11 protein-coding genes are annotated in these 12,376 nt (G+C 70.6%); 6 read left to right on the forward strand and 5 right to left on the reverse strand.

The genetic code is table 11. The annotated features are described in order from the left end of the window. Positions 1–44 precede the first annotated feature (44 nt). The 3 genes from ACWGI2_RS00505 (at position 45) to ACWGI2_RS00515 (ending at position 2,540) form a co-directional block, all read left to right on the forward strand. On the forward strand, positions 45–632 hold the full coding sequence (locus ACWGI2_RS00505; RefSeq protein WP_160507647.1) for a DUF5998 family protein: 588 nt from the start codon (positions 45–47) through the stop codon (positions 630–632). Then, a complete protein-coding gene (locus tag ACWGI2_RS00510; protein ID WP_453692749.1) occupies positions 632–1,825 on the forward strand; it encodes an alkaline phosphatase family protein in 1,194 nt (397 codons plus the stop codon). The genes ACWGI2_RS00505 and ACWGI2_RS00510 overlap by 1 nt, the downstream gene beginning before the upstream one ends. A gap of 64 nt (positions 1,826–1,889) precedes the next feature. Beyond that, on the forward strand, positions 1,890–2,540 hold the full coding sequence (locus tag ACWGI2_RS00515) for a thymidine kinase (RefSeq protein ID WP_453393890.1): 651 nt from the start codon (positions 1,890–1,892) through the stop codon (positions 2,538–2,540). A gap of 34 nt (positions 2,541–2,574) precedes the next feature. Here the strand turns inward: ACWGI2_RS00515 and ACWGI2_RS00520 are convergent, their stop codons facing one another. Continuing rightward, the gene (locus tag ACWGI2_RS00520) at positions 2,575–4,047 is read right to left on the reverse strand and encodes an NCS2 family permease (RefSeq protein ID WP_453393891.1); all 1,473 of its coding nucleotides are present in this window, start codon (positions 4,045–4,047) and stop codon (positions 2,575–2,577) included. Between the two features lie 273 nt (positions 4,048–4,320). Between ACWGI2_RS00520 and ACWGI2_RS00525 the strand changes: the two genes are divergently transcribed. Next, on the forward strand, positions 4,321–5,013 hold the full coding sequence (locus ACWGI2_RS00525; protein ID WP_453692751.1) for a helix-turn-helix domain-containing protein: 693 nt from the start codon (positions 4,321–4,323) through the stop codon (positions 5,011–5,013). Positions 5,014–5,038: 25 nt separating this feature from the next. On the opposite strand, the gene ACWGI2_RS00530 is transcribed toward ACWGI2_RS00525, so the two are convergent. Further along, on the reverse strand, positions 5,039–5,845 hold the full coding sequence (locus ACWGI2_RS00530) for a VOC family protein (RefSeq protein WP_453393893.1): 807 nt from the start codon (positions 5,843–5,845) through the stop codon (positions 5,039–5,041). A 230-nt stretch (positions 5,846–6,075) separates the two neighbouring features. Here ACWGI2_RS00530 and ACWGI2_RS00535 point away from each other — a divergent pair, with 230 nt between their 5' ends. Continuing rightward, entirely contained in the window at positions 6,076–6,930 is an 855-nt protein-coding gene (locus ACWGI2_RS00535; RefSeq protein ID WP_453692753.1) for a sulfurtransferase, read from the forward strand. 65 nt (positions 6,931–6,995) lie between these two features. Here the strand turns inward: ACWGI2_RS00535 and sepH are convergent, their stop codons facing one another. Then, positions 6,996–8,105, reverse strand: coding sequence for a septation protein SepH (sepH, locus tag ACWGI2_RS00540; protein ID WP_453393895.1), 1,110 nt, complete (start codon positions 8,103–8,105; stop codon positions 6,996–6,998). A gap of 462 nt (positions 8,106–8,567) precedes the next feature. Between sepH and ACWGI2_RS00545 the strand changes: the two genes are divergently transcribed. Then, positions 8,568–9,800 carry a hypothetical protein gene (locus tag ACWGI2_RS00545; protein WP_453692755.1) on the forward strand — a complete coding sequence of 411 codons (1,233 nt, stop codon included), beginning with the start codon at positions 8,568–8,570 and terminating at the stop codon, positions 9,798–9,800. A 10-nt stretch (positions 9,801–9,810) separates the two neighbouring features. Here ACWGI2_RS00545 and ACWGI2_RS00550 read toward each other — a convergent pair whose 3' ends face one another. Further along, complete coding sequence (locus ACWGI2_RS00550) at positions 9,811–11,142, reverse strand: D-arabinono-1,4-lactone oxidase (RefSeq protein ID WP_453692757.1); 1,332 nt, start codon at positions 11,140–11,142, stop codon at positions 9,811–9,813. Further along, positions 11,090–12,340 (reverse strand): MFS transporter, encoded by a 1,251-nt coding sequence (locus tag ACWGI2_RS00555; RefSeq protein ID WP_453692759.1) that lies wholly within the window; start codon positions 12,338–12,340, stop codon positions 11,090–11,092. The genes ACWGI2_RS00550 and ACWGI2_RS00555 overlap by 53 nt, the downstream gene beginning before the upstream one ends. Between the last annotated feature and the right edge of the window lie 36 nt (positions 12,341–12,376).

Raw genomic sequence — 12,376 nt, forward strand, 5'->3', positions numbered from 1 at the left:
AGTGGGGCACCGTGCCCCCTCCGCCGGGTCGTAGGATGGGCGGCATGGCAAAGACCGGTACGACGACCCAGGGGCTGCGCGCGGCGATCGAGCGCAGTGGCTACTACCCGGCCCTCGTGGCCGAGGCGGTGGAGGCCGCGATCGGCGGCGAGGCCATCGGGTCGTACCTGGTCCACCAGGAGACCACGTTCGACGCGAACGAAGTGCGCCGGCATGTGACGGTCCTCGTCCTGACCGGGACCCGCTTCATCGTCAGCCACACCGACGAGCAGGCGGCGGACAGCACATCCCCGACGCCGTACGCGACGACCTCCACGGAGTCCGTGAAAATCGGCCGGATCTCATCCGTCGTCGTCAGCCGCGTCGTCGCCAACCCCGAGAAGTACGTGCCGGGCTCGCTGCCCCGCGAGGTCGTCCTGACCATCGGCTGGGGCGCCGTGTCGCGCATCGACCTGGAGCCCGCAGCCTGCGGCGACCCCAACTGCGAGGCGGACCACGGCTACACCGGCAGCTCCACCGCCGACGACCTCAGCCTCCGGGTCAGCGAGGCGGGCGACGGCCCTGACGCCGTGCGCCAGACCCTGGCCTTCGCGCAGGCGCTGTCCGAGGCGACCGCGGACACCGCGCGCTGATGTCCCTGCCCGCCTGGGACGACGTGCAGCCGCTCGCCCTCGAAACCGCGCCCCTGCCCGAGTACGGCGCGGGTTCGCTCGCCGACCTGCTGCCCACGCTCGTCTCCCACCAGGGCGTCGACGGCTTCGCGCCCGTCATCCCGGAACTCGCCCCGGCCGACCGGAACTGCGTCTTCCTGATCGACGGCCTCGGCTGGGAGCAGCTCCGTGCCCACCCGGACGAGGCACCCTTCCTGACCTCGCTCATCAGTTCCTCACGTGGCGGTACGGGACGTCCGATCACCGCGGGCTTCCCCGCCACCACCGCGACCTCCCTCGCCTCGGTGGGCACGGGCCTGCCGCCCTCATCGCACGGGCTGCCGGGCTACACCGTGCGCAACCCCGCCACCGGCGAGCTGATGAACCAGCTCCGCTGGAACCCGTGGACCGACCCGCGCAAGTGGCAGCCGTACCCCACCGTCTTCCAGCAGGCCCACGCGGCGGGCGTGCACACCGCCCAGGTGTCGTCCCCGACGTTCGAGAACACCCCGCTCACCAAGATCGCGCTGAGCGGCGGCAGCTTCCGTGGCCGGCTCTCCGGTGAGGACCGCATGGACCTCGCGGCCGAGCAACTGGGCGCGGGCGACCGTTCGCTGGTCTACACGTACTACGCGGAGGTCGACGGCAAGGGCCACCGCTTCGGCGTCGACTCCGACGCCTGGCGCGGCCAGCTCATGTACGTCGACCGCCTCGTCCAGCGCCTGGCCGAGCAACTCCCGCCGCGCAGCGCCCTGTACGTCACCGCCGACCACGGCATGCTCGACATCCCCTTCGACGAGCAGTCCCGCATCGACTTCGACGAGGACTGGGAGCTGCGCGCGGGCGTCACCCTCCTCGGCGGCGAGGGCCGCGCCCGCCATGTGTACGCGGTGCCGGGCGCCGAGAACGACGTCCTGACCGTCTGGCGCGAGGTGCTCGGCGAGCAGTTCTGGGTGGCGAACCGGGACGAGGCGATCGCGGCGGGCTGGTTCGGCCCGCCCGGTGCCGTCGAGGAGCGGGTGTACGGACGCATCGGCGACGTCATCGCGGCGGCCCACGACGACGTGGCGATCATCGCCACCGAGAGGGAGCCGAAGGAGTCGGCCCTGGTCGGCATGCACGGCTCGATGACCGCCGTCGAGCAGCTCGTACCGCTCCTCGAAGTACGCTCCTGAACAGACCGCCGACCCGCAGCTGACCCGTACCGCCCCCGCACGTCCCGAAAGGCCTCAACTCCCCATGCCCGAGCTGGTGTTCTTCTCCGGAACGATGGACTGCGGAAAGAGCACCCTGGCTCTGCAGATCGAGCACAACCGCTCGGCCCGCGGTCTGAAGGGGATGATCTTCACCCGTGACGACCGCGCGGGCGAGGGCAAGCTCTCCTCGCGGCTCGGCCTCGTCACGGACGCGATCGAGGCCGCCGACGACTTCGACTTCTACGCCCATCTCGTCGACCACCTCTCGCAGGGCGGCCGCGCGGACTACGTGATCGTGGACGAGGCGCAGTTCCTCGCCCCCGGCCAGATCGACCAACTGGCCCGTGTCGTCGACGACCTGGGCCTCGACGTGTTCGCCTTCGGCATCACCACGGACTTCCGCTCCAAGCTCTTTCCGGGCTCGCAGCGGCTGGTCGAACTCGCCGACCGCGTCGAGGTGTTGCAGGTCGAGGCGCTGTGCTGGTGCGGCGCCCGTGCCACGCACAACGCGCGCACCATAGGCGGTGTGATGGTCGTCGAAGGTGCTCAGGTCGTCGTCGGCGACGTCAACCACGCGGCGGACGAGGTGGGTTACGAGGTGCTGTGCCGCCGTCACCACAGGCGCCGGATGACGAGCGCCACGGCGCATGCCGCGGCGCTCTCGCCCGATGTGCTGCCCGTCGCTTCCGCCTGACCGGCGCCTCAGCCCCCAGAGCGGGTCACTTCGCTCACTTCACCCCGAGCAGCTGCTCCAGCGGATCGATGGCGAAGTAGACGAGGAAGAGCGCCGCCGTGCCCCACAGCAGCCAGTGGACCTCGCGGGCCTTGCCCAGGCAGGCCTTGATGGCGACGTACGCGACGAAACCGGCGCCGATGCCGTTGGTGATGGAGTACGTGAACGGCATGACCGCGATGGTCAGGAACGCCGGTACCGCCAGTTCGTAGCGATCCCAGTCGATGTGCTTGACCTGGGTCATCATCAGGAATCCGACCGCGACGAGAGCGGGCGACGCGGCCTGCATGGGCACCATGGTCAGGACCGGGGTCAGGAACAGGGCGAGGCCGAAGAGGCCTCCGGTGACCAGGTTCGCGAAGCCGGTGCGGGCGCCTTCCCCGACTCCGGCCGCCGACTCGATGTACGTGGTGGCGGAGGACGACGAGGACGCGCCGCCCACGACGGCCGCCGCACCGTCGATGAGCAGGACCCGGCCCAGGCCGGGGACCTGGCCGCGCTCGTCAAGGAGTCCGGCCTCGGCCGTGACGCCGACGATGGTGCCCATCGTGTCGAAGAAGTCCGACAGGATGAGGGTGAAGACGAGCAGGACCACCGTGAGGACGCTCACCTGCCCGAAGGAGCCGAACAGGTCGAAGTCGCCGAGGAGGGCGAAGTCGGGGGCGGCGACGGGCTTGTCGGGCATCGACGGCGCGGTCAGGCCCCACGACTTGACGTCGGCGACCCCGTTGACGATCACGGCGAGGACCGTCGTCACCACGATGCTGATGAGGATGGCGCCCTTCACCTTGCGGGCGAGCAGTACGACCGTCAGGAGCACACCGAGGCAGAACACGAGCATCGGCCAGCCGGTCAGTGAGCCGGTGCCGAGCTGGACGGGAATGGTGCTGTTCGCGGCGTCCGGGACACGCGTGACGAACCCCGCGTCGACGAAGCCGATGAACGCGATGAACAGGCCGATCCCCACGCTGATGGCCTGCTTGAGCGGCTGTGGGATGGCGTGCATGATCGCCTCGCGCAGGCCGGTCATCACCAGGACGCAGATCAGCAGGCCTTCGAGCACGATGAGACCCATCGCGTCGTCCCAGCTCATCAGCGGCGCGATCTGGAACGCCACGACGGCATTGATGCCCAGGCCCGCGGCGAGTGCGAGCGGCAGATTGCCGCCGACGCCCATGATCAGGGTCATCACCGCGGCCACGAGAGCCGTGGCGGTGACCAGTTGGGCCGCGTCCAGCTGGTTGCCGAACTTGTCCTCGGCGCTGCCGAGGATGATCGGGTTGAGTACGAGGATGTACGCCATGGTGAAGAACGTGGCGAATCCGCCGCGTATCTCCCGGCCGTACGTCGAACCCCGTTCGGTGATGCGGAAGAACCGGTCGAGCGGGCCGCGGGGATACACCGGCGGCGCGTCGACGGTGCCTGGCTGGCCGAACGGCCCGGACGGGCCTGTCGCGCTGGTCGTCATGAACGTTTCTCCTGGACCGACAGATGGGGACGTGTGACGGAGGGGCACCGAGAGCATGCGAGCGGTATTTGGGGGAACACACATGCGGCGCCTCGCGAGCGGATCATACGGGGGGTCGTCACACCCTCAACTTCGGCCTCATTACCGGGCAGTAAAGGGCAAGGGAGCTCTTGTCGGTTCCTACGAACTTGACTGCGACGCTTACGCGAAAACCGAAACAAAGGCGACAGGTGACGTGGAGTTAACGGCCGTAACTCCATAGTGTCTGGCCCCGTGCACCCACCACCACCGTTCAACGCCCGGGCTGCCCGGATGCTCCGCGACAAGCTGGGAATGGCCCCCGGACACGTCGCCTACGGCATGCGTGTCTCGTACGGCCTGGAGTACGTGTCGCCGGAACATGTCACCGCATGGGAGCAGGGCAGGGCGGTACCCACGTCGAACGAGCTCGCCGCGCTTGCCGGTGCCTTGTGGTGCGCGCCCCATGAACTCATCGGCGCCCCGCGGACCCTGCGGGACCACCGTCTCGCGAGCGGGCTCGCCATCGAGGACGTCTCCCGGGCCACCGGCCTCGACGTGCGCGCCTACCAGCACATGGAAGAGACCAACACGTGGGCGGGAAACCGGCGCCAGTCGGCCCACCTCGGGGCCGTTCTGCAGCTGGGGCCACGGGATTTCGTGGCCGTCACCGGCCTGGAGGACGAACTCGCCCGGCTCCTCGGGGAGGCCGTCAACACACGGTGGCAGGCGCACATCCGCCCCATCGCCAAACTGCTCTCCATGGAGCGCCGCGCCCTGGAGGACCCCCTCAAGGCCATGCACCAGGAGTACCAGTCCCTCCTGACGGCCACCCTCGGCCGGGTCGGCAACGCCGCCGCGTCGGGCGAGACGGGGCGGCGTTACCTCGAAGACATCGTCGACCACTTCTGGTCCAGGTTCCCCGGCAGTGATCCCGGCGGAACGTGACCGTACGTACGGCAGGCTCGCGGAGTCAGTCCTCCGAGCGCACGAGCGTGAAGACCGCGCCCTCCGGGTCGGCGACCGTGGCCACCCGCCCATGGGCGCCCGCCTGCGCGGACTTGACGACGTGACCGCCGAGTTCGGTGACCCGCCGCACCGACTCGTCCACGTCGGCGACTTCGAAGTACGTCATCCAGTGCGCCCCCCGGTCCCGCGGCAGCGCCTGGCCCATGCCGTGCACCGAGGCCACCGGCCGTCCGTCGACCTGGAGTGTCACGTAGTCGAAGTCGGCCGAGACGACCGCCTCTTCCGTGTATCCGAAGACCGCTTGGTAGAACTTGACGACGCCCGCGGTCTCCTGGGTGACCAGTTCGTTCCAGGCCGGGGCTCCGGGCTCACCGACGAGGGCGGAGCCCAGATGCTCCGCTGCCTGCCAGATGCCGAACACCGCGCCCGCGGGGTCCACCGCGATGGCCATCCGCCCGGCCGGGCCCGCGTCCAGCGGGCCGACGCCGATCGTGCCGCAGCAGTGCCGCACCGCCTCGGCCGTCGCGTCCACGTCGTCCGACGCCAGGTACGGCGTCCAGGCGATCGGCAGATGGTGGTCGGGCGGCAGCTGCCCGATCCCGGCGACCTCATGGCCGTCGAGCAGCGCCCGTACGTAGGGCCCGAGCTGCTCCGGGCCAGGCCGGAACTCCCAGCCGAACAACGCTCCGTAGAACTCCTGGGTCGTGGCCAGGCCATGCACCATCAGGCTCACCCAGGTGGGTGTGCCGGGTGCGCGGCGGACGGCCCCCGAGCCGTCACGCTGACCCGTCGACCCCCGTGCCTCCGTCATCGTCACTCTCTCCTCGGCCCGTCATGGTGGCCGCTAGGCTCCGCTTTCGTACGCGCGTAGCGAGGATGCCCGGTTTGCCGTTCCTCATCCGTAAACGCGCGATTGCTCAGTGGTGTCGCTCGGCGGTACACGGTGTGCCCGGTTCCGTACACCGCGTGTTCGGCGGTCGTCCGGCGGCAGGGTAGCCGGACCTGGCCGACGCGGCCACCCCGTACGCAAGGATGGGGCCCATGAACGCCATCATCTCCGCAACCGAACTCGCGAGCGACCTGACGGGCGAGAACCCGCCAGTGCTCCTGGACATCCGCTGGCAGCTGAGCACCGCGAAGGCCGCGGGTGCCCCCGCCTTCGACGGGCGGGCCGAGTACGAGAAGGGGCACATCCCGGGCGCCGTCTTCGTCGACCTGGACGCGGATCTCGCGGGCCCTGCGGGCTCGGCCGGCCGGCATCCCCTGCCGGACGTGGAGCACTTCGGAGCGGTGATGCGGGCGGCCGGGGTCTCCGCGGACCGGGACGTGGTCGTGTACGACGGCGGGCAGGGCTGGGCCGCCGCACGCGCCTGGTGGCTGCTGCGCTGGACGGGGCACCCTTCCGTACGGGTGCTCGACGGCGGGCTCGCGGCGTGGGGCGGCCCGCTGGAGTCGGGCGACGAGCGTCCGGCGGCCGAGGGTTCGTTCGCCCCCGAGACGAACACCACGGATCTCCTGGACGCCGACGCGGCGGCGGCCCTGGCCCGCTCCGGGCTGCTTCTGGACGCCCGCGCGGCCGAGCGCTACCGCGGTGACGTCGAGCCGATCGACCGCGTCGGCGGCCACATCCCGGGTGCGGTCTCCGCCCCGACCACGGAGAACGTCACGGCGGACGGCACTTTCAGGCCGGCCGCCGACCTCGCGGAACGCTTCAACTCCCTGGGCGCGTCCGAGACTTCCGAGGTCGGCGTCTACTGCGGCTCAGGTGTGTCGGGCGCCCACGAGGTGCTCGCCCTCGCGGTGGCGGGCATCCCGGCGTCGCTGTACGTCGGCTCGTGGTCGGAGTGGTCGTCGGACGAGTCCCGTCCGGTGGCCAAGGGCCCGGATCCGCAGTAGCCCACGGAACGTGTCTGGGGCCCCGCACTGTGCGAGTGCGGGGCCCCGGCCGTTCGGACGACGTGCTACTCCTGCTTCTTGCGGCGCGTGCCGAAGACGATCTCGTCCCAGCTGGGCACCGCCGCGCGCCGCCCGGGGCGGACGCCGTCGGCCTCCGCCTGGCGGTCGGTGGTGCCGACGAGGCGGTCGCGGTGGCTGGCCACCGAGCGCGGCATCAGGACGTCCGCGTACGCGGCACCCGCGCCGGCCGACGCCGCGGGGGGCTCCTCCGCCTCCGGGTCCTGCTCGGGCTCCTCCACCGGCACCGGCACCGGCGGAAGATCCGTGGGCTGCGGCACGGGGCGCTCCGGCACGATCATGTCGCCGCGGAAGCTCGGCACCGCCTCCAGGAGGCTGGTGAGCGAGTCCCGCTCCGACTCGGAGACGGCGGCCGTCGCGCCGGTGGCCGCGGTCTCCTCCGAAGGCTCCGGGGACAGCGGCACGCTCGGGCGCTCCAACTGCCGGTCCAGGGCGCGGTCGAGGGGACGGTCGAGCGAGGGCCTGTCCCGGGGCAGCCGGGCGATGCGCGGCACGAACGGGAAGCTGGGCTCGGGCGCGGCGATGTCGTCCGTCTCACCGATCAGCGAGCGGGCCTCGTCGTCCACGGCCTGCACGAGCCGCCGCGGCGGGTCGTACGTCCAGCTCGCGGAGTGCGGTTCGGTCGCGACGCGGTAGACGAGCAGGACCTCCCAGGTGCCGTCGTCGCGGCGCCAGGAGTCCCACTGGACGGTTTCCTTGTCGGCGCCGCGCAGGAGCAGTCGCTCCGAGACGGCCTCGCCGAGCTGGGGTCCGGTGTTCTCGCCGGGACGGCGCACGGGGGTCTTCCGGGCCCGCTCGGCCATGAAGGCGCGCTCGGCGAGCACGGGTCCTTCGAAGCGGCGGACGCGATCGACGGGGATTCCGGCGAGAGAGGCGACTTCCTCCGCGCTGGCACCGGCACGTATACGCGCCTGGATGTCGCGGGGGCGGAGGTGGCTCTCCACCTCGATCTCGATCTGGCCGAGACGCGGGCGGTCGCCGCGCACCGCGGCGCGCAGCCGCTCGTCGATCGGAAGCGTGTACTCCGTGCTGTCCGCAGCTTTGAGCACCAGCCGTGTGCCGTCGTTGCTGACGGCCACGACACGCAGTTCGGGCATGGGGACCTCCCGGGTGGTGCCTGCCGACGTCACGTGCGTCGCTGCTTCCGCTAGTCGAGTGTGGCCTGCCCGGGTGCAGCCTGCCACAACCTTGCCGAGTTGCCCGGCGTGTCGGGCATGGGCCCAAGGTCGCCGTTATGGCACGGTTACCTCTTCGCAACTCTCAGTGACCATTTTGGTCACCCTGTGCAGCGAGCCCCCTCCCGGCGGTCCTGGAAGGCCCCGGGCACCCAGGTGGGAGACCGGACCCAGGGCTCGCAACAGTACTCCATTCGGGCCACGCGGGTGGTCCGCCGCGCCGCCGAAGTTCTCGCAGGGGACGGGAGTTGGCGCCCCGGGATACCCGGGCAGGGTGGTGCACGAGTGGCACACTTCACGGAAACTCCAGAAACGGAACTATCCACTTCACCCATACGTCCCTTTCTCGTGCAGTCAGTCGAGAAAGGCAGGCAAGGGTCGGAGATGCGTGAAAAGCCGGATTCCGACAAGGAGTCGAAGGGCCAGGCGGAGCCGGATGACTCGACGGAGCCGAAGGAGAAGCGGCGCCTCGATCTGAGTGTGCCGCAGGTGGCGGGGAGCGCGGTGGCCGCTGTGGTGGCGGCGAAGCTCGCATCGAGCTTCGGTGTCTACGGCACGATCCTCGGCGCCGGCGTGGTGAGTGCCGTCGCGACCTGCGGCGGCACGCTCTTCCAGCACTTCTTCCGTCGCACGGGCGAGCAGATACGTGACGTCACGGTGCAGGCCAAGCCGAGGGCGCGTCAGGTCCCGCTGACCGACGGCTCGGGCGCGCCTGTGGCGGAGACGTTCAGAGCACCGTCGTACACGAGTGCGGCGGCGCACACCGGGACGGGTCCGGTGACGACGACATGGGGGAGAACGGCCGAGCCGGACGCCACCTCGGTGCTGCCGCCCGCCGTTGACGCGGATCGCACGAGCGTGCTGCCGGTCGTGGGCGCGGACGCGGACGCCGATTCGGACCGTACGACCTTGCTGCCGGTGGCGGGCGCAGCCGCAGCCGCCGATTCCGACGCCGATGCCGAGAAGACGCAGATGCTCGGATCGGTCGATGCCACGCAGCTGGTGGCCCGGGACGACGCGACGCGCGTGCTGCGGCAGGCGGCCCCGGTCGTGCCGGGGGAGCCGGCGGTGCCACCGCTGCCCTCGGACGAGTTCACCCACGGCACCACGCATCGCACACAGGTCCGGAGTTGGAAGCGGCCGTTGATCGCGGCCGCGGTGGTCTTCGGCGTCGCCATGGCCGGCATCACGACGTACGAGATCGTCTCCGGCGAGGACTTCAGCGGGGGCCACGGCACCACGATCAGCAACAGCTTCTCGGGCAGGAACAGCTCGTCGGACGACCGGCCCACGCCCTCGACCGACCCCTCCGGGCAGCCGTCCGACGGTCCTTCCACGGGTACGGACGACGGTCCGCAGCAGGACGGCGGCGCGTCGCGGGAGCCGGACGGTACGAACTCGCAGACCCCGGACAACGGCAACGACTCGGACTCCGGTTCGAAGGACGACCCCGACAAGGGCTCCGGCTCCGGCACGGACTCCGGGGACGACGACGGTTCGAAGACGGACCCGACCCCGACGCCGACCCCCACCCCGACTCCGACGCCGACCCCGTCGAGCGGCGGCGACACCGGAGACGGGAACGACGCACAACAGGGACAGACCGCCACCCCGTAGGCGGCGGTCCTCAGGCGCCCAGGACGCGGCGCAAGTAGTCGTTGCCGAACATGCGGTCCGGGTCCAGGCGGTCGCGCAGCGCCGTGAACTCGGCGAAGCGCGGATAGGCCCCCGCGAAGTAGTCGGCGTCGCGGGTGTGGATCTTGCCCCAGTGAGGCCGGCCCTCGTGCGCGGTGAAGATCCGCTCGGCGGCGGTGAAGTACGCCTGGTAGGGCGTGCCCCGGTACATGTGGACGGCGATGTACGCGCTCTCCCGGCCCGAGGCCGTGGAGAGCGTGATGTCGTCCGCGGGGGCCGTGCGGACCTCCACGGGGAAGCTGATCCGCAGGTTGGAGCGCTCCACCATCGTCTTCAGCTCGCGCAGCGTCTCGACGAGGGCGGCCCGCGGGACGGCGTACTCCATCTCCATGAAGCGCACGCGGCGCGGGCTTGTGAAGACCTTGTAGGGGATGTCCGTGTAGGTGCGGGCGGAGAGCGCCTTGCTGGAGATCTTGGCGATGCCGGGGATCGTCGCGGGGACGGCCCTGCCGATCGTGTTGACCACCTGGAAGAGGCCGTTGGAGAGAATTTCGTCCTCTACGAAGGCGCTCACTTTGCCGGGCGGGGCGGCGGGGCCCGCGCTGCGGTTGTTGCGCTTGGTGGTGCAGTTGCCGGTGTGCGGGAACCAGTAGAACTCGAAGTGCTCGTTCTCCGCGTAGAGCGCGTCGAACTCGCTCGTGACCTTGTCGAAGGTCATCGGCTCCTCACGGGCGGTGAGGAAGAAGACGGGCTCCACGGCGAAGGTGATCGCGCTGATCACGCCGAGCGCGCCCAGGCCGATCCGGGCCGCCGCGAAGACGTCGGGATTCTCCTTCTCGGAGCAGGTGAGGACCGTGCCGTCCGCGGTGACCAGCTCAAGTGCCGTGATCTGTGCGGATATCGAGGCCGAGTCGCGGCCGGTGCCGTGCGTCCCGGTGCTGGTCGCGCCGGAGACCGTCTGCTCCATGATGTCGCCCATGTTCGTGAGCGACAGGCCCTCGCGGGCGAGCGCCGCGTTCAGGCGCTTCAGCGGTGTGCCCGCTTCCACCGTGACGGTGCCGGCCTCGCGGTCGATCTTCCGGATGCCGGTGAGGAGTTCGGGGCGTATCAGGAGGCCGTCGGTCGCCGCGGCCGCCGTGAAGGAGTGGCCGGTGCCGACCGGCTTCACCCTGAGGCCTTCGTCCCTGGCCTGACGCAGCGCTGCGGAGAGCTCGTCGACCGACGCGGGGGTGACCTCCCTGGCCGGGCGTGCGGTGACGTTGCCCGCCCAGTTACGCCACGCCGCTGTGCTCTTCCCGCTGCCCGTGCCCGATGCCGTGCTCATGGGTCCCTCCCCGTTGCAAAGCCGGCCTCTTCAGCCGGCGATACCCAAGGAACCCGACCGCCACCGCGGCGGCCCCGGAAAGTCCGGGGACCGCGTACCCGGCGTCCGATCCGGCCGCGTCGATGACCCAGCCGGCCGCTGAGGAGCCGAGCGCGACGCCGACCGCGAGTCCGGTACTCACCCAGGTCATGCCCTCGGTCAGCTTCGCGCGTGGTACGTGCTGTTCGACGAGGGCCATCGTCGTGATCATGGTCGGCGCTATGGAGAGGCCCGCGATGAACAACGCCACGGCCAGAAACGGAAGGTTCCCGACCAATTGAAGCGGGATCATACTCACGGCCGTCGTACAGACACCCAGCAGCCACCTCGGTGCGGGAGCGCCCTTGAAGTGGATGAGACCGAAGGCGGCTCCCGCCAGGCAGGAGCCGAGCGCGTAGACGGCGAGCACGAGGCTGGCCGCCGACTTGTGACCGTGGTCCTCGGCGTACGCGACGGTCACCACGTCGATGGACCCGAAGATCGCACCTGTCGCCACGAAGGTCGCGACCAGGACCTGGAGCCCTCCGGAGCGCAGCGCCGAGCCCTTGGTGTGGTGCTCACGGCCGTGCGGCACGGGCTCGGTGGCCCGCTGCGCCGTCAGCCAGAAGACACCCACGGCGAGGAAGACCCCGGCCAGGAGCGGACCGGCCTCCGGGAACCACACCGTGGAGAGCCCGATCGAGATGATCGGCCCGAAGATGAAGCAGATCTCGTCGACCACGGACTCGAAGGAGTACGCGGTGTGCAGCTGCGGAGTGTCCCGGTAGAGCACGGCCCAGCGCGCCCTGATCATCGAGCCCACGCTCGGCACGCAGCCGACGAGGGCGGCGAAGGCGAAGAGCGTCCAGTCCGGGAGTTCGTACTTCGCGCAGAGCAGGAGCCCGGCGACGGCGGCCAGGGACGCCAGGGTCGCGGGCCGCAGCACGCGGCGCTGGCCGTACCGGTCGACGAGCCGGGAGATCTGCGGGCCGATCGCGGCGGCGGAGAGCGCGACGGTCGCGGAGAGCGCGCCCGCGAGTCCGTACCGCCCGGTGAGCTGGGACACCATCGTCACGATGCCGATGCCCATCATCGACAGCGGCATCCGGCCGAGGAAGCCAGCCGTCGAGAACCCCTTGGTGCCGGGGGCGGCGAAGATGGCGCGGTAGGGGCTCGGCACGTGGGACTCCGGTAAGGCGTAAAGATGGCCGATACA

It is taken from the genome of Streptomyces sp. NPDC054866 (genome assembly GCF_053610745.1).

Bases quoted from the DNA above. Each gene is read 5' to 3' on its own strand.
- ACWGI2_RS00545 (WP_453692755.1), top strand. From the start codon at position 8,568: ATGCGTGAAAAGCCGGATTCCGACAAGGAGTCGAAGGGCCAGGCGGAG.
- ACWGI2_RS00530 (WP_453393893.1), bottom strand. From the start codon at position 5,845: ATGACGGAGGCACGGGGGTCGACGGGTCAGCGTGACGGCTCGGGGGCC.
- ACWGI2_RS00535 (WP_453692753.1), top strand. From the start codon at position 6,076: ATGAACGCCATCATCTCCGCAACCGAACTCGCGAGCGACCTGACGGGC.
- ACWGI2_RS00520 (WP_453393891.1), bottom strand. From the start codon at position 4,047: ATGACGACCAGCGCGACAGGCCCGTCCGGGCCGTTCGGCCAGCCAGGC.
- ACWGI2_RS00505 (WP_160507647.1), top strand. From the start codon at position 45: ATGGCAAAGACCGGTACGACGACCCAGGGGCTGCGCGCGGCGATCGAG.
- ACWGI2_RS00515 (WP_453393890.1), top strand. From the start codon at position 1,890: ATGCCCGAGCTGGTGTTCTTCTCCGGAACGATGGACTGCGGAAAGAGC.
- ACWGI2_RS00510 (WP_453692749.1), top strand. From the start codon at position 632: ATGTCCCTGCCCGCCTGGGACGACGTGCAGCCGCTCGCCCTCGAAACC.
- sepH (WP_453393895.1), bottom strand. From the start codon at position 8,105: ATGCCCGAACTGCGTGTCGTGGCCGTCAGCAACGACGGCACACGGCTG.
- ACWGI2_RS00550 (WP_453692757.1), bottom strand. From the start codon at position 11,142: ATGAGCACGGCATCGGGCACGGGCAGCGGGAAGAGCACAGCGGCGTGG.